This is a genomic window from Radiobacillus deserti, assembly GCF_007301515.1.
Classification (GTDB): domain Bacteria; phylum Bacillota; class Bacilli; order Bacillales; family Amphibacillaceae; genus Radiobacillus; species Radiobacillus deserti.
This window is the reverse complement of sequence record NZ_CP041666.1, coordinates 751971-767750: the sequence shown is the minus strand read 5'-3', so window position 1 is coordinate 767750 and position 15780 is coordinate 751971. Positions and strand designations below refer to the sequence as shown.

Annotated in this window: 13 protein-coding genes, 14 tRNA genes and 3 rRNA genes; all 30 read right to left on the bottom strand. The window is 40.5% G+C overall.

Annotated elements, in window-relative coordinates:
- Nucleotides 1-181: 181 nt before the first annotated feature.
- Nucleotides 182-379, bottom strand: a complete 198-nt coding sequence (locus tag FN924_RS04180; protein WP_158633927.1) for a hypothetical protein — start codon at nucleotides 377-379, stop codon at nucleotides 182-184.
- A gap of 4 nt (nucleotides 380-383) precedes the next feature.
- Nucleotides 384-731: a phage terminase small subunit P27 family gene (locus FN924_RS04175; protein ID WP_143892192.1), complete on the bottom strand. Its 348-nt coding sequence runs from the start codon at nucleotides 729-731 to the stop codon at nucleotides 384-386.
- Nucleotides 732-860: 129 nt separating this feature from the next.
- The gene (locus tag FN924_RS04170) at nucleotides 861-1067 is read right to left on the bottom strand and encodes a hypothetical protein (RefSeq protein WP_143892191.1); all 207 of its coding nucleotides are present in this window, start codon (nucleotides 1065-1067) and stop codon (nucleotides 861-863) included.
- Between the two features lie 89 nt (nucleotides 1068-1156).
- On the bottom strand, nucleotides 1157-1489 hold the full coding sequence (locus FN924_RS04165; protein WP_143892190.1) for a phage major tail protein, TP901-1 family: 333 nt from the start codon (nucleotides 1487-1489) through the stop codon (nucleotides 1157-1159).
- Between the two features lie 161 nt (nucleotides 1490-1650).
- Complete coding sequence (locus FN924_RS04160; RefSeq protein ID WP_143892189.1) at nucleotides 1651-2736, bottom strand: phage major capsid protein; 1086 nt, start codon at nucleotides 2734-2736, stop codon at nucleotides 1651-1653.
- Complete coding sequence (locus FN924_RS04155) at nucleotides 2729-3781, bottom strand: phage portal protein (RefSeq protein ID WP_143892188.1); 1053 nt, start codon at nucleotides 3779-3781, stop codon at nucleotides 2729-2731. The genes FN924_RS04160 and FN924_RS04155 overlap by 8 nt, the downstream gene beginning before the upstream one ends.
- Nucleotides 3747-3938, bottom strand: coding sequence for a hypothetical protein (locus FN924_RS04150; RefSeq protein WP_143892187.1), 192 nt, complete (start codon nucleotides 3936-3938; stop codon nucleotides 3747-3749). The genes FN924_RS04155 and FN924_RS04150 overlap by 35 nt, the downstream gene beginning before the upstream one ends.
- A gap of 348 nt (nucleotides 3939-4286) precedes the next feature.
- Nucleotides 4287-4724, bottom strand: a complete 438-nt coding sequence (locus FN924_RS04145; protein ID WP_143892186.1) for a hypothetical protein — start codon at nucleotides 4722-4724, stop codon at nucleotides 4287-4289.
- A gap of 1 nt (nucleotide 4725) precedes the next feature.
- On the bottom strand, nucleotides 4726-5316 hold the full coding sequence (locus tag FN924_RS04140; RefSeq protein WP_143892185.1) for an HNH endonuclease: 591 nt from the start codon (nucleotides 5314-5316) through the stop codon (nucleotides 4726-4728).
- A 669-nt stretch (nucleotides 5317-5985) separates the two neighbouring features.
- Nucleotides 5986-6378, bottom strand: a complete 393-nt coding sequence (locus tag FN924_RS04135) for a hypothetical protein (RefSeq protein ID WP_143892184.1) — start codon at nucleotides 6376-6378, stop codon at nucleotides 5986-5988.
- A gap of 71 nt (nucleotides 6379-6449) precedes the next feature.
- Nucleotides 6450-6620: a hypothetical protein gene (locus tag FN924_RS19065; protein WP_194709686.1), complete on the bottom strand. Its 171-nt coding sequence runs from the start codon at nucleotides 6618-6620 to the stop codon at nucleotides 6450-6452.
- A gap of 135 nt (nucleotides 6621-6755) precedes the next feature.
- Nucleotides 6756-7595 (bottom strand): hypothetical protein, encoded by an 840-nt coding sequence (locus FN924_RS04130; protein ID WP_143892183.1) that lies wholly within the window; start codon nucleotides 7593-7595, stop codon nucleotides 6756-6758.
- Nucleotides 7596-7748: 153 nt separating this feature from the next.
- The gene (locus tag FN924_RS04125; protein WP_143892182.1) at nucleotides 7749-8675 is read right to left on the bottom strand and encodes a tyrosine-type recombinase/integrase; all 927 of its coding nucleotides are present in this window, start codon (nucleotides 8673-8675) and stop codon (nucleotides 7749-7751) included.
- A 126-nt stretch (nucleotides 8676-8801) separates the two neighbouring features.
- A tRNA-Leu gene (locus FN924_RS04120) sits at nucleotides 8802-8883 on the bottom strand.
- Nucleotides 8884-8889: 6 nt separating this feature from the next.
- A tRNA-Cys gene (locus FN924_RS04115) sits at nucleotides 8890-8963 on the bottom strand.
- A gap of 11 nt (nucleotides 8964-8974) precedes the next feature.
- Nucleotides 8975-9049: transfer RNA gene (locus FN924_RS04110), tRNA-Gly, on the bottom strand.
- Between the two features lie 6 nt (nucleotides 9050-9055).
- Nucleotides 9056-9130: transfer RNA gene (locus FN924_RS04105), tRNA-Gln, on the bottom strand.
- Between the two features lie 22 nt (nucleotides 9131-9152).
- A tRNA-His gene (locus FN924_RS04100) sits at nucleotides 9153-9225 on the bottom strand.
- 9 nt (nucleotides 9226-9234) lie between these two features.
- Nucleotides 9235-9305 (bottom strand) — tRNA-Trp (locus FN924_RS04095).
- Nucleotides 9306-9323: 18 nt separating this feature from the next.
- Nucleotides 9324-9409 (bottom strand) — tRNA-Tyr (locus tag FN924_RS04090).
- A gap of 10 nt (nucleotides 9410-9419) precedes the next feature.
- Nucleotides 9420-9495: transfer RNA gene (locus FN924_RS04085), tRNA-Phe, on the bottom strand.
- A 41-nt stretch (nucleotides 9496-9536) separates the two neighbouring features.
- Nucleotides 9537-9613 (bottom strand) — tRNA-Asp (locus FN924_RS04080).
- 91 nt (nucleotides 9614-9704) lie between these two features.
- Nucleotides 9705-9781, bottom strand: a tRNA-Met gene (locus FN924_RS04075).
- Between the two features lie 209 nt (nucleotides 9782-9990).
- Nucleotides 9991-10066: transfer RNA gene (locus FN924_RS04070), tRNA-Val, on the bottom strand.
- A 100-nt stretch (nucleotides 10067-10166) separates the two neighbouring features.
- Nucleotides 10167-10241, bottom strand: a tRNA-Glu gene (locus tag FN924_RS04065).
- A 22-nt stretch (nucleotides 10242-10263) separates the two neighbouring features.
- Nucleotides 10264-10357 (bottom strand) — tRNA-Ser (locus tag FN924_RS04060).
- 3 nt (nucleotides 10358-10360) lie between these two features.
- Nucleotides 10361-10435, bottom strand: a tRNA-Asn gene (locus tag FN924_RS04055).
- 13 nt (nucleotides 10436-10448) lie between these two features.
- A 5S ribosomal RNA gene (gene rrf, locus FN924_RS04050) occupies nucleotides 10449-10564 on the bottom strand.
- A 255-nt stretch (nucleotides 10565-10819) separates the two neighbouring features.
- A 23S ribosomal RNA gene (locus FN924_RS04045) occupies nucleotides 10820-13732 on the bottom strand.
- A 229-nt stretch (nucleotides 13733-13961) separates the two neighbouring features.
- A 16S ribosomal RNA gene (locus tag FN924_RS04040) occupies nucleotides 13962-15521 on the bottom strand.
- The 16S, 23S and 5S rRNA genes sit together here with 14 tRNA genes alongside, the layout of an rRNA operon.
- Nucleotides 15522-15780 lie beyond the last annotated feature (259 nt).

The window sequence follows — 15780 nt, the reverse complement described above, 5'->3', positions numbered from 1 at the left end:
ATATAGGAAACAAATGTTCGTACATAGCTTATTTGGAAATATTTGTGTGTTTATAGAGGGCTCTCAGAGGAAATTTAATTGTGTTAGGTGTATGTATATATTACTCAATGCAACGTAGAGCCTTTAAAAATAGGCAAAAAAATAAAATTGGCCATATCCCATATTATTAGATATGACCAAGTTATTCTATTTTCCACAGTTTGAAGTATTCTTCTAATCTCTTTAATATTTTATGATTGTACTTATGTCTTTCAGCCATTGCTATTACATATTCCTTATGACTAACATCAACCTTATCTTCGATTTTCAGCAACCATATTAAAGGGTCAATTACAGTTTTTTCATCAATGATCTTTTTGAACATTTCTTTTTTAGTCATGTTATCACCCAATTAATGCAGCAATAAAATCGGATTGCTGGTCTTCGTTCTTATCAATTTTCAATCTCATTGAAGCATCTAACCCTAGTATTTTAAAACTTTCGAGAACCTTTGATTGTGCCTTCATACTAATAGCAACTGCTGGATGTTCCTTTTTCCCATGAAGTCCTTCCAAGACAAATCCTTCTTTTAATAATATTTTTTGGCATTCTTCCATAGTTGATAGATTAAACGCTAAGCCTTCAATTATTGGTTTATCGGTAGTATTGAGCCTGTCTATCTTAATAAGCTCTTCCACAACAAAATCAAAATACTTTGTAGCAGTTTCATTAAAATATTCTGGTGCTTTCATGATGTCACTCCTTTTACATATTTTTACATTAAAATACTTTTTATAAAAAACTCAAATTGGTGCGAATGAAACTCCCCTCGTTATTACAGGCTTGTTCGTGTTTTTTTCTAAAATGGTAGGCGTATCGAATTACTTATCATGGTTTCTAATAAATCCATAACTAACCGAACCTAATTGATGTTCTTTTAACACTCTATTAACCTTATGATATAAATCAATTCTATTATTAACTTTATCTTTGTAATGATGAACAACTACTTTAGCAACCAAGAACTTATAGTCTTCTTCTTTAACAGCATGTTTTAAGTTTTCCAATGCTTTTAATTCTGCCTTCATTTCTATTCAACTCCTTTATATTATTGTGGAACACTTATGTATGATTAATAGAAAGAACCAGGAATTAATTCTCCTGGCTCTAATACTTATTAAATAGTTGGTTTAATAGTGTCTAATGCACCAGAACCTTGTAAACTAATTGAATAAGTGACTAAATCATCATAAGGAAATTCCAAGCTGAAATCAGTAATAGTAGCGTTACCAACATACTGTAATCCAGAAGGAAAAGTTACTAATACATCAACATTGTTATTATTAATAAATTCTTGTTCTAGAGTTGCATAAGCAGTATCACTTTCAATGTATGCTCCATCACAATCAATAGACCATTCTTTAAATCCTGCTAAACTTTCTTTCCAAGCTCCAGCAGTATCTTTTGATGTACTATCAATAGTTTTCAGCAGAACGAGAAAGTGAAGCATTACGTTGACCAGCTAATACTTGTTCAGTACCTTCTTTTAATATCTTTACAAGAACTTTAGCACCAGTTTGTTTTGCCATAAAAAGACTTCCTTTCATACACAAAATAAAAGGAAGCCAGAATAAACTGACTCCCTACTTGTGAAGTATTAAGCATAAATGATTATGCAATTACATTTAATTTAGAGATAGCTTGTGAGTTAGTTACAGCCCCATCCATGTAGCCATCGAGAACTAGCAATTGACTTCCGCGAAGAGCATTAGGACCATCTGCGATTTGTTTGATAGCCATTTCTTGTTTTACTAGAATTGCATAAGCTTCTGATAAGTTAGCAAATACAACTGGAACTTCACCGGCAGTAGTACCAGCTTGAAGAGCTTCTGTAACATGAACTGGAGAACCGAAAGTATATTGCACTTTTCCGTTAACTACTCCGTTTTGCATGTAGAAGTGACCATTACCATCTTTTAATTTAACGATTTGATTGAAGAATGAACGGTTCATATAGAATGCAGCACCATCAACAAAATCAGGGTGAATTGAGGTATAAAGGTCCATAAGTTGATCGACACCAATTCGACTAGCAAGCGAAACGTCAATACCTTGGACATTTTCATCTCCAAGAATACCTGTAAATTCGTTTACTCCATCACCATTGAAAATTGCCTTTTCAGCAGTCTTAGCAACACGACGACCAAGCAAATCATTAACATAAGCAACAATATCCACTGCAACATCATTAATCAGTTGATTTAATAGACTGATAGCAGCACCAAGACGTTTTTGTTGAAGTTGTACGTGTTGGAAGTTGATTGACTCTTCAAGAATACTTTCACCCTCACCGAAAAATCCACCAGTAACAGCATCATTTTCACGAGCAACTTTCAAAGTTCCATTTACAGAAGGAAGTTTACGAGCTTGTGCAAATGCTGGAGATACTTCTTCCATACGTTTGATAATTTCACCTTGTACGTTTTCAGGTACTAATGCAGTAGCATTAGATGTAGTATTTAAAGAACGTAATTCTTGTTCAAATTCATTAGAACGAGTTTCCATTTTTTTCATAGTTATATTTCTCTCCTCTTGTTGTAAGTTTTCAAGCTGTCCCATAATTTCTGATAGCTTGTCTTTTTGTTGGTCATAAATTTTTTGAGCTTCTTTGTTAGTTTCATAGTTTCGGTATTCAGAAAGCTCTTCCATATAAGCCAAAATCTTATTTGCTTGTTGTTGTAGCTCTACCTTATTCATTAGGGTTTTCACCTCCAGATTGCTCTTCTACAACTCCCATATTTGGAATTGTTAGTTCGCCAGTTTCAGAGTCTTTTAATACTGAGCCAAGCGACATAACAAAATAATCTTTATCAACTGGTTTCATATCTAATTTGTGTCTAGCTTCATTGAATGAATAAAGACCATCTTTCAATCCTTTAGAAACTGTTTCAACTTTCTCTTTTTCAGTAGTTCTAAGGATTTCAGAAGTATCGAACCTAAAATAAAAACCCATGATTTTTTCATCATGAGTTAAGAGATTTTTACTAATAGCGCTTTCAATTGAAGTGATAATCGGCCCAAGACAATGTTGCATATACTGAATGTTGTTCATCTGCAACGAATTGTATTTATTTGCAGAACGGTTTATCATACTCTCTGGAATATTAAATACTCTAGCGATCTCCGAGATAATTTGCTTTTGACTATCAACCATTTGAAGCTCGTCTGGTTTCAATGATAATGGGTTAAATTCAAGACCTTCTTCCAAAATAACGGTCTTTCCAGCAGCTTTACTTCCACCATATAAAGATTGCCAAGACTCTCTTAATCTTGTAATAGCATTCTCTGTTAATCGAGAAGTAGCTTGAAGAATTCCAGTTGGTAGGGCACCATTTTCCATAACTGATTTGTTATAAGATTGCTGATTAATTGCAGTTTGAAATAATTCCCCTGCATCCACCAACAAACCATTTGAACCACTATCAATAACAATTACTTCGTGTTCATCAAGCGTAATTGTAGATAGACCTTCATAAATAAATTCTTTTTTGGCTACTGTGATTGAGTCTTCTGTATAAAGTTCTTCACGAACATTCTTAGCTGGAAGATGATATAATTTATCATTTTTATTCAGAAGAAAAGCTTTCCCACGTAATAAATAATCTTGAACAATTTTCTTTTTAATAACTTGTGCAGTATCATAATCATTTGCATCATTATTCAAAATTGTCGTTCTAAGGTCATTAAGCTTGTGAATTGATTTATCATCATCTTCTGAATAAAGATATAGGTAACTGTGCAATTGAGCTTGTAATCAGCTCTATGGAGCTTTTTACAGCACTAATAGTTAATGCATGGTCTTCTGTAATTTTTGGAGCTGGTCTTGATACTAAAAATGAAGTTGAAAAATAATCTTTTTCAGTAACTTTGCTAGTTCCCCATCTAAATTGATTTGCCATTGTATTCTTCCTTTCTATATATTTGATTTGCTTAATTAAGCAATTAAAGACAAAATAAAAAAGCCATACCCGAAGGCATGACTTAATTATGTATTTACTAAAAAATATTCTTATGTAAGAAGAGGGCGAATTGGCATAGGAGTAACCAACTCGCCAGAGACATGCAATAGCATGAATTCAAAAGCTTACGTAAACCTTCAAAAGAAAAATCATACACTCAACTACTAAAGAGGGAAAAAATTAATGATTGAAAGATAAAGGTGAATTTGGAGGACTCACCTCTCTCATAATATAATGTAACTGAACAACCTGCAGAACTGCTTATTTAAGCAATTTTTTTGAAAAAAATTATAACTTTTTCGATCTGATGAAATCTTTGTATTCTTTAACTGTAACAAAGTAATATTTATCCTTATATAACTTTTGTTCTTTGATATATTCATAAACTAGCCTTCTACTAAACCCTTTTTTAAAAGGTGAATTACTCTTTAACCAATAACCAACTTCATATTTTGCTTCAACCCAATCAATAATATTAAAGTTGCTATCAAGGATATAAACTGCTTGACTATGGTTATACGGAACTTCTAATATCCCATATGTTCTTAGCCCATCACACTCATTCCAACTGATCCATCTAGGATTATTTTTATTGTGCTCAGTCTTCATCTTTCTTGTTAGTTGGATTTGTGCAAACTGTCTTTTAATTTCTTCTGTAACTGGATGGTCATAAGGATATTCGAATGCTTGTATTTCTGTTTCACCAGATAATTTCCTTTCTGACATTCTAGTTTCCTCCTGAAACTTGTTTTTTGAATTCTTCAACTTGAACTGGTTTACAAATGTAATATTGTTTTGTTATTGGCCTACCTAAACGAAATGAGTTATTAGCTGTTTGTCTGCTGACGCCGATAGATTTTGCTGCATCTTCTTGGGAATTATGACGACTAATAATATTAAAATTTAAATCATATACAATCCATTGTTTGTTTAGCCTTCTCATTTCAGTTCTTATTTCTCGCCTATCAATCTCTTTTTTTGAAAGTTTTTGTTTATCCCTTAATCCTGTTTTCCAAGAGTGTTGATGGTTATATTTTGGAGTAACAATTTCTAAATTTGATACATAATTATATTTTTTCCGACCGTTTTTATGGTTAACTTCCAGTCCATCAATCGGACCAATAAATGCTTCAGCTACAAGCCTATGAACATAATAACCATGAGTGGCAAGGTAGCGATTTCCTTCATGCCCACCAGTATATGAAAACGCATGAATGAGATTAAATTTTCCTTCTTTACGATTAAATACTTTTATTCTTCCTTCGTTACTAACTTCAAAAGTAACAGAAGGCTTTTTGATAACTTTCCATTGTTCCATATCAATTCCTCCAGATAAATTTGTTGTGCTTATCACAATACAATTCTATCCAGCGTATTTAAAACGTAAATTAAATTTACTAACTATTTTTAGAATACTTAAGATGATAGATTTATATTTATTATATTAGGCTCAATCGACAAGCGATTGAACCTTGTTCGTGACTAACGTCACTCACATTAAGAAATTTAAAATTGATATTATTGAATTGAATTGTTATTAGAAGAGTTATTTCGAAGATTGTTTTTAGAAGATTATATAGCCTATATACACCAAAAGTTGCCGACAACGGAAATTAAATGTAGCACTATCTTTTGGCCTCACTACAACCAATTATTAAAATAATTGTATCTCCCCCAAGTTGTTTTTTATTTAAGTGAGAAGGACTGTCAGAAAAAACTCACTCTCGAAGATATTTAAATAGATAAATATCAACTGCTGATTTCATTCCATCTTGCGTCGGCTCAGCTCACCTTGGAGTTTTTTCTGGTAAAACTCTCAGCTTCAAAAACCGTTATATTCAGATTACATAGCTATTCTATCCGGTAAAATCAAAGTGTAAATGAAAATTGAAACTTTTTCCTGTTTTTTATTTATTGGGACAAATATTCAAACATCAAATAACGATTTTATGATAAAAAAATGACCGAGCATTAAATTGCCCGATCTTTAAAATACAATATTTTCAAGAGTTACTTCATCAATGTTTTTTCTATGGCAATCATAATCTAATATAATTTGTTCAAGGTCTCGTTGTTCTTGTTCCCGTTTTTTCTCTAGCTTCGCCTGAAACCGTTCTTCCAAAACTTTATTTAGGTCGTTAGTAGTTACAAGTTTTACTTCATTATTCTTTGAATTAAGTTCTTTCTTAAATAGTCGTTTTATCATCGTCCTGCAATAATACCAATTTTTATCAGTCGGTTTCTTATACTTTACACTCTTGTCGTATCGATAGGATAAGGCGATCAACTCTTCAATACTGCCAATTTGAGTTTCATAAATAAGTTCTTCCATAGTATTGTAATCATACACAGAGATTTGAATAGTAGTTGTTTTTGTCATTTATAATTCCCCCACAATTTGTTTTAATTTATGGAGTTATTATATGGTCTCTGCTAAAAGTGTAAATCAAATTATTCTTCCAATTTATAGTAGTAGTCAAAACCTTGTTCTTCTGCTTCACCTTCTGTTTTCATATCAAACTGCCAATACATAGCACCGAATAATTTCTTTAGTGTTTCTTTATCTAAACCAATTTCTTTTGCAGCTAACATCATATATCCTATTGCTTGTCTATTAGTCATTCTATTTTCCCCTCTCATTTAAAAGGCCATAAATTGAGCCATATGGATAACAATGATGAGATAATATAAATAATCTCATCACAAAATTCCATTACGAGCTGTCCTAGAGCCATATATGACTATTCTATTTAATTATTAATATGGTAACTCATCTTCATCATCACTATTTAACCAATCAAAATACGGTAGGTCCGAATTCTTTAACCGCTCTCTCATTCTTTCATAAGGATTGATTTCACCTTTTCGAACTTTGCTTTTGTAAAGTGTATTATCAAGGCAAGTTCTCAGATAACCACCGAAGTTTTCAATTTCATCTATGTTCTGCATTACTTCATCAATAACTCGTAAACAAACTTCTTTGCTTAGACCTTTTATTCGATATTCATTGGTTAATTTATGAATTATTTCATCTTTGTTAACTGTTTCCTTGTTAACAAGATTATTTTTATTGTTATCTTTATATTGTTCTTTTTTATTATTTATTTTTAGTAGGACATTTTGTTCAGGCATGCTTTGCTCTTTTGTCAATCCTTGGGTTGACATTTTGTCACTCCTAGAAATGACATTTTGTTCATCTGGTATAGAGCTAGTAGGGGGTCTATCAGTTCCCAGGTCTGACATTTTGTCAGTCCTTGATGTTTCAATTAAATTTTTAGTTAATTTATCGGTTATGTGAAAATATTTTCTCGAAGGCATTCCCATAACTTTAGTTTCAATGTAACCAGTTTCTTCTAATTCTTTTATTGCTTTTCGTTGCTGTCGATAAGTAATTGAGGTTTCCTCTTGGATAGTTTCACTTGTTAAAAAGAAATATTCTTTACTCCCAATTCGAGTCAACATATCTTTGCTATCGAAACTTTCATAGCTTGAACACAGTTGACCGAAAACTATTGCCGAATTTGCTGTAACTTCACGAGCTAACTCTTTGTTATACATCACAAATCCGTTACCACTTAGCAATGATGTTAATTTCATGTGCATTCTCCTTTTGACACAACAAAAGAAGACATGCTAACATTAATTAGCAGAGGTCTAACTTCTGTTGGTATTTGATTTTGAGAGTGGAAAGGGTCCTAATCTTCGCCACTCTCTTTATTTATTATATATAGCGAACACATATTCGTAAAACTAAAGTTTCAATCCCTTTAAAGCACCATACTGTTTATGCTTTTGTTCAATATCTGGACCCCAGAGATTTACATATCTTTTAGTAATAGTCATATCACTGTGACCAAGAATAGTCATTAGAGTAAAAGCATCTACACCAGCCATAATCATACGCTTAGCCATTGTATGCCTAAATGTATGCGGACTGACCCTCTTATTGATATTTGCCTTTTTACCGTACTTTGTAAATTGAGTTTGAATGCTGTGTGGCTTTAACTCATTGTTATCATGATTGATGAACAATCTTTTCGTCTTAACATCTCCCCGAATTGCTATGTATCTTCTTAATTGTTCTTGTGTAATTTCTGACAAGTAAACCGTTCTTTCGAATAGGTTTTTCGTTCTTCTAATTATTATTTTGTTCTCCCTAATATCTTCAACATCAATTCCAACTAGTTCAGAAAGTCTTACTCCAGTATCAAGGAAAACAAGCAATATTACTTCATCACGAAAAGAAACAAATGATTTCTGTTTCCTAATGGTTTTTATTAGTCGTTCTATTTCTTTATTATCTAATGTTTCAATAGCCTTCTGTCTGTCTCTTAGCAGCTTAATATTTTTCATTGGATTTGTTTCGATAAGCTTATTTTTATGAAGGTAATTGTAAAAAGATCGAAGTGCTCGTAAACGGGTGTTTATGGTTGTCACTTTCATAAGCTTTTTACTTTGAAGGATTAGTTCTTCAATGTCTCTTTGCTGACATTCAACTAATTGTTTGGTGATAAATTTCTTTGCACCATGAAATTCATTTTTATAATATTCAACTGTGGCTGGTCTTAAATTCTTTAGATAGCAGTTTCTAAAAAACTTTTCAAATGCTTCGTCATCATTGATCGTTTTCTTAATAATTTTTAATTCTTCTTCTGTTAATTCTTTACGTCTTTTCACAACAAATAACCTCCTAGTGCACACGATTCGAGGCACACGATTTTCACTTATTTTTGTCGTGTTATACGCAAATAAAAAAAGACCCCAACATTGTCGTTGAAGTCTTGGTATTACTAGGTTTATAAATACCGGTGGTCGGGGTCGAACCGACACTCCAGAAGGAACACGATTTTGAGTCGTGCGCGTCTGCCAATTCCGCCACACCGGCATGTTATGGAGGCGGTAACCGGATTTGAACCGGTGATAAAGGTTTTGCAGACCTCTGCCTTACCACTTGGCTATACCGCCATATATGCGAATGGAGCGGAAGACGGGATTCGAACCCGCGACCCCCACCTTGGCAAGGTGGTGTTCTACCACTGAACTACTTCCGCAAAAAATGGCTGGGCTAGCTGGATTCGAACCAGCGCATGACGGTACCAAAAACCGTTGCCTTACCGCTTGGCTATAGCCCAACAATGTATCATTTAAAAAAGGGGCGACCGGTGGGAATCGAACCCACGCGTGCCGGAACCACAATCCGGTGCGTTAACCACTTCGCCACGATCGCCATGTAGAACAGGGGCAGTAGGAATCGAACCCACACCGGAGGTTTTGGAGACCTCTGTTCTACCGTTAAACTATGCCCCTAAAAGAAAGAAATTAAAATGGTGGAGGGAGTAGGACTCGAACCTACGAACCCGATGGGAGCGGATTTACAGTCCGCCGCGTTTGGCCAACTTCGCTATCCCTCCACATAAAAAGTGGTGGCTCGGGACGGAATCGAACCGCCGACACACGGATTTTCAGTCCGTTGCTCTACCGACTGAGCTACCGAGCCATAAGTTATGATATGAAATAACAAACATTTTGCTATGTAAGTGGCGGTCCGGACGGGACTCGAACCCGCGACCTCCTGCGTGACAGGCAGGCATTCTAACCAACTGAACTACCGGACCATATAAGGAAAAATGATTGGTTGCACCCTTCCGGGCACTACTGATTTTATCCTTGCTAAGAAGTTAATCGACGCAGTTAGGATAAATAATTTGGTTGCGGGGGCAGGATTTGAACCTACGACCTTCGGGTTATGAGCCCGACGAGCTACCAGACTGCTCCACCCCGCGATGATAAAAAGTATTTAATATTGTTCATGAGCAATGTTTGGATTTAAACCAAATGTTCGAACCCCTGCATCTTCAAGCCTATTCGAAGATGATTAATGCTTCGGGGTTACTCGCAGTTTATTCGGTGGAAGTTTTGCTCGTTGCTCCACCCCGCGATGATAAAAGTATTTAATATTGTTCATTATATTCTATCACTTGCGTGATAGAAATGGTGGAGGATGCAGGGCTCGAACCTGCGACCCCCTGCTTGTAAGGCAGGTGCTCTCCCAGCTGAGCTAATCCTCCGCAGCACAGGATGTGCAAGTGCATGTGTTGCAACAGGACGTTGCGTACTTAACATGCCTTCCTTTATCCTTCTAGCTTTGAACTGGGTTCTATCTATTAATGGTGACCCGTACGGGATTCGAACCCGTGTTACCGCCGTGAAAGGGCGGTGTCTTAACCACTTGACCAACGGGCCATAAGTACATGAGCTATGTAGATGGCGGAGAGCGAGGGATTCGAACCCTCGAAACCGCGGTTAGCGGTTTACACGATTTCCAATCGTGCTCCTTCGGCCAGCTCGGACAGCTCTCCATATGGCTCCACAGGTAGGATTCGAACCTACGACCGATCGGTTAACAGCCGATTGCTCTACCACTGAGCTACTGTGGAATGGATGATATAAGCCTAGCGACGTCCTACTCTCGCAGGGGCAATGCCCCAACTACCATGGGCGCTGAAGAGCTTAACTTCTGTGTTCGGCATGGGAACAGGTGTGACCTCTTCGCTATCATCACTAGACCTTAAAACTATCTGGTTGGAGCCCTGCATCTACTAGCTTAATCAAGATGTAGAATGCTTCGGGGTTACTCGAAGTCTATTCGGTGGAAGCTTTGCTCGTCGCTATTACCACTAGACCTTAAAACTCCGATTGGAATATTTTTTAGTGACAACAAATATTATATCTGTTTTCACGAAAAAATCAATAGTTTATAGGGAGAAACTCTTAAAAGTTATACCCTAAAAACTAGATAAGAGATAGACAATCAAAAGATGTTAGTTAAGTCCTCGATCGATTAGTATTCGTCAGCTACACATGTCACCATGCTTCCACCTCGAACCTATCAACCTCATCGTCTCTGAGGGATCTTACTCATTTGAAATGATGGGAAGTCTCATCTTGAGGGGGGCTTCATGCTTAGATGCTTTCAGCACTTATCCCTTCCACACGTAGCTACCCAGCTATGCTCCTGGCGGAACAACTGGTGCACCAGCGGTGTGTCCATCCCGGTCCTCTCGTACTAAGGACAGCTCCTCTCAAACTTCCAACGCCCACGACGGATAGGGACCGAACTGTCTCACGACGTTCTGAACCCAGCTCGCGTACCGCTTTAATGGGCGAACAGCCCAACCCTTGGGACCGACTACAGCCCCAGGATGCGATGAGCCGACATCGAGGTGCCAAACCTCCCCGTCGATGTGGACTCTTGGGGAGATAAGCCTGTTATCCCCGGGGTAGCTTTTATCCGTTGAGCGATGGCCCTTCCATGCGGAACCACCGGATCACTAAGCCCGACTTTCGTCCCTGCTCGACTTGTAGGTCTCGCAGTCAAGCTCCCTTCTGCCTTTACACTCTTCGAATGATTTCCAACCATTCTGAGGGAACCTTTGGGCGCCTCCGTTACTCTTTGGGAGGCGACCGCCCCAGTCAAACTGCCCACCTGACACTGTCTCCGAACCGGATCACGGTCCTGGGTTAGAAGGTCCGTACAGCCAGGGTGGTATCCCACCAGCGCCTCCACCGAAGCTAGCGCTCCGGTTTCTCAGGCTCCCACCTATCCTGTACAAGCTGTACCAACATTCAATATCAGGCTACAGTAAAGCTCCACGGGTCTTTCCGTCCTGTCGCGGGTAATGCGCATCTTCACGCATAGTATAATTTCACCGGGTCTCCGTTGAGACAGTGCCCAAGTCGTTGCACCTTTCGTGCGGGTCGGAACTTACCCGACAAGGAATTTCGCTACCTTAGGACCGTTATAGTTACGGCCGCCGTTTACTGGGGCTTCGGTTCAACGCTTCGCCGAAGCTAACGCATCCCCTTAACCTTCCAGCACCGGGCAGGTGTCAGCCCCTATACTTCGCCTTTCGGCTTCGCAGAGACCTGTGTTTTTGCTAAACAGTCGCTTGGGCCTTTTCACTGCGGCTTCTCATGCAAGAAGCACCCCTTCTCCCGAAGTTACGGGGTCATTTTGCCGAGTTCCTTAACGAGAGTTCTCCCGATCACCTTAGGATTCTCTCCTCGCCTACCTGTGTCGGTTTGCGGTACAGGCACCTCTTTCCTCACTAGAGGCTTTTCTTGGCAGTGTGAAATCAGGAACTTCGGTACTATATTTCCCTCCCCATCACAGCTTGTGATTGCCAGACGGATTTGCCTATCTGACTCACTCACTGCTTGGACGCGCTCATCCAGCGGCGCGCTTTCCCTATCCTACTGCGTCCCCCCGTCGTTCAAACGGAAAGGAGGTGGTACAGGAATATCAACCTGTTGTCCATCGCCTACGCCTTTCGGCCTCGGCTTAGGTCCTGACTAACCCTGAGCGGACGAGCCTTCCTCAGGAAACCTTAGGCATTCGGTGAAGAAGATTCTCACTTCTTTTTCGCTACTCATACCGGCATTCTCACTTCTAAGCGCTCCACCAGTCCTTACGGTCTGACTTCGCTGCACTTAGAACGCTCTCCTACCATTGTTCGTAAGAACAATCCACAGCTTCGGTGATACGTTTAGCCCCGGTACATTTTCGGCGCAGAGTCACTCGACCAGTGAGCTATTACGCACTCTTTAAATGGTGGCTGCTTCTAAGCCAACATCCTGGTTGTCTAAGCAACTCCACATCCTTTTCCACTTAACGTATACTTGGGGACCTTAGCTGGTGGTCTGGGCTGTTTCCCTTTCGACTATGAACCTTATCACCCATAGTCTGACTCCCAAGATAAAGTAGCTGGCATTCGGAGTTTGACTGAATTCGGTAACCCGATGAGGGCCCCTAGTCCAATCAGTGCTCTACCTCCAGTACTCATTTCTTGAGGCTAGCCCTAAAGCTATTTCGGAGAGAACCAGCTATCTCCGTGTTCGATTGGCATTTCACCCCTACCCACACCTCATCCCCGCACTTTTCAACGTGCGTGGGTTCGGGCCTCCAGTCAGTGTTACCTGACCTTCACCCTGGACATGGGTAGATCACACGGTTTCGGGTCTACGACCCCTTACTACAACGCCCTATTCAGACTCGCTTTCGCTGCGGCTCCGTCTATACGACTTAACCTTGCAAGAGATCGTAACTCGCCGGTCCATTCTACAAAAGGTACGCCGTCACCCGTTAATGGGCTCCGACTACTTGTAGGCACACGGTTTCAGGTTCTCTTTCACTCCCCTCCCGGGGTGCTTTTCACCTTTCCCTCACGGTACTGGTTCACTATCGGTCACTAGGGAGTATTTAGCCTTGGGAGATGGTCCTCCCGGATTCCGACGGAATTTCACGTGTTCCGCCGTACTCAGGATCCACTCTGGAGGAAACAGTCTTTCGATTACAGGGCTCTTACCTTCTTCGGCTGATCGTTCCAGATCGATTCGTCTACACTATTTCTTTGTAACTCCGTATAGAGTGTCCTACAACCCCAGAAAGCAAGCTTTCTGGTTTGGGCTGTTTCCGTTTCGCTCGCCGCTACTCAGGAAATCGCATTTGCTTTCTCTTCCTCTGGGTACTAAGATGTTTCAGTTCCCCAGGTCTGCCTCCTATATCCTATGGATTCAAATATAGGTACTACTCCATTACGAGCAGTGGGTTTCCCCATTCGGAAATTCCCGGATCAACGCCTACGTACGGCTCCCCGAGACATATCGGTGTTCGTCCCGTCCTTCTTCGGCTCCTAGTGCCAAGGCATCCACCGTGCGCCCTTCTTCACTTAACTAATAGTCTGTGAAAAGACGTGGTCTTTACTAAAATTGATGTCTTGTTTACTCTTATCTAGTTTTCAAGGTACAACTTCCACATGACGTGGTGACTTCTGTGTTGTCACAGGACGTGACGGTTTTAACAGAAGTTCATTAAAGGGTTTTAATCCCTCAAAACTGAACCAAACAACCAAGTATGTCTCTCTGACCAGCTCCGAAGAGCTGGTTTCCGTTATCTTTCCTTAGAAAGGAGGTGATCCAGCCGCACCTTCCGATACGGCTACCTTGTTACGACTTCACCCCAATCATTGGCCCCACCTTCGGCGGCTGGCTCCTAAAAGGTTACCTCACCGACTTCGGGTGTTGCCAACTCTCGTGGTGTGACGGGCGGTGTGTACAAGGCCCGGGAACGTATTCACCGCGGCATGCTGATCCGCGATTACTAGCGATTCCGGCTTCATGTAGGCGAGTTGCAGCCTACAATCCGAACTGAGAATGGTTTTATGGGATTTGCTTCACCTCGCGGCTTCGCTGCCCTTTGTACCATCCATTGTAGCACGTGTGTAGCCCAGGTCATAAGGGGCATGATGATTTGACGTCATCCCCACCTTCCTCCGGTTTGTCACCGGCAGTCACCTTAGAGTGCCCAACTAAATGCTGGCAACTAAGCTCAAGGGTTGCGCTCGTTGCGGGACTTAACCCAACATCTCACGACACGAGCTGACGACAACCATGCACCACCTGTCACTCTGTCCCCGAAGGGAACGCCCTATCTCTAGGGTTGTCAGAGGATGTCAAGACCTGGTAAGGTTCTTCGCGTTGCTTCGAATTAAACCACATGCTCCACCGCTTGTGCGGGCCCCCGTCAATTCTTTTGAGTTTCAGCCTTGCGGCCGTACTCCCCAGGCGGAGTGCTTAATGCGTTAACTTCAGCACTAAGGGGCGGAAACCCCCTAACACCTAGCACTCATCGTTTACGGCGTGGACTACCAGGGTATCTAATCCTGTTCGCTCCCCACGCTTTCGCGCCTCAGCGTCAGTTACAGACCAGAGAGCCTTCGCCACTGGTGTTCCTCCACATCTCTACGCATTTCACCGCTACACGTGGAATTCCACTCTCCTCTTCTGCACTCAAGTTCCCCAGTTTCCAATGACCCTCCACGGTTAAGCCGTGGGCTTTCACATCAGACTTAAGGAACCGCCTGCGCGCGCTTTACGCCCAATAATTCCGGACAACGCTTGCCCCCTACGTATTACCGCGGCTGCTGGCACGTAGTTAGCCGGGGCTTTCTCGTTAGGTACCGTCAAGGTACAAGCAGTTACTCTTGTACGTGTTCTTCCCTAACAACAGAACTTTACGATCCGAAAACCTTCATCGTTCACGCGGCGTTGCTCCGTCAGACTTTCGTCCATTGCGGAAGATTCCCTACTGCTGCCTCCCGTAGGAGTCTGGGCCGTGTCTCAGTCCCAGTGTGGCCGATCACCCTCTCAGGTCGGCTACGCATCGTTGCCTTGGTAGGCCGTTACCCTACCAACTAGCTAATGCGCCGCGGGTCCATCTATAAGTGACAGCAAAAGCCGCCTTTCAACTTTCTCCCATGCAGGAAAAAGTGTTATCCGGTATTAGCCCCGGTTTCCCGGAGTTATCCCAGTCTCATAGGCAGGTTACCCACGTGTTACTCACCCGTCCGCCGCTCGTTCCACTATCGTCACCCCGAAGGGGTCAGATAGCTTCCCGCGCTCGACTTGCATGTATTAGGCACGCCGCCAGCGTTCGTCCTGAGCCAAGATCAAACTCTCCAATAGATGACGCACACGGATGTGCTCATGCAGCTGTTGCGACAGGACGTCGCGAACTTAAGCTGTCTCATTGGTGTTTGCTTGCTCAATAATAAAGCTAGCTAAAATCTTACTTAACATACTGGTTGTTTTGTTCAGTTTTCAAGGATCAAAATTATGTTCACCTTTCAAAATGGCGACTCAATTAATATATCATGTCGCGTCATCGAAGTCAACATCTTTTTTGATGATGTTTTTCCCATCAAAGTGTCTTTCCTCTCAAGCG

Excerpts from the sequence above, each read along its gene's own strand:
- FN924_RS04180 (WP_158633927.1), bottom strand. The coding sequence starts at position 379 with ATGACTAAAAAAGAAATGTTCAAAAAGATCATTGATGAAAAAACTGTA.
- FN924_RS04150 (WP_143892187.1), bottom strand. The coding sequence starts at position 3,938 with ATGGCAAATCAATTTAGATGGGGAACTAGCAAAGTTACTGAAAAAGAT.
- FN924_RS19065 (WP_194709686.1), bottom strand. The coding sequence starts at position 6,620 with ATGACTAATAGACAAGCAATAGGATATATGATGTTAGCTGCAAAAGAA.
- FN924_RS04170 (WP_143892191.1), bottom strand. The coding sequence starts at position 1,067 with ATGAAGGCAGAATTAAAAGCATTGGAAAACTTAAAACATGCTGTTAAA.
- FN924_RS04140 (WP_143892185.1), bottom strand. The coding sequence starts at position 5,316 with ATGGAACAATGGAAAGTTATCAAAAAGCCTTCTGTTACTTTTGAAGTT.
- FN924_RS04165 (WP_143892190.1), bottom strand. The coding sequence starts at position 1,489 with ATGCTTCACTTTCTCGTTCTGCTGAAAACTATTGATAGTACATCAAAA.
- FN924_RS04160 (WP_143892189.1), bottom strand. The coding sequence starts at position 2,736 with ATGAATAAGGTAGAGCTACAACAACAAGCAAATAAGATTTTGGCTTAT.
- FN924_RS04135 (WP_143892184.1), bottom strand. The coding sequence starts at position 6,378 with ATGACAAAAACAACTACTATTCAAATCTCTGTGTATGATTACAATACT.
- FN924_RS04145 (WP_143892186.1), bottom strand. The coding sequence starts at position 4,724 with ATGTCAGAAAGGAAATTATCTGGTGAAACAGAAATACAAGCATTCGAA.
- FN924_RS04175 (WP_143892192.1), bottom strand. The coding sequence starts at position 731 with ATGAAAGCACCAGAATATTTTAATGAAACTGCTACAAAGTATTTTGAT.
- FN924_RS04130 (WP_143892183.1), bottom strand. The coding sequence starts at position 7,595 with ATGAAATTAACATCATTGCTAAGTGGTAACGGATTTGTGATGTATAAC.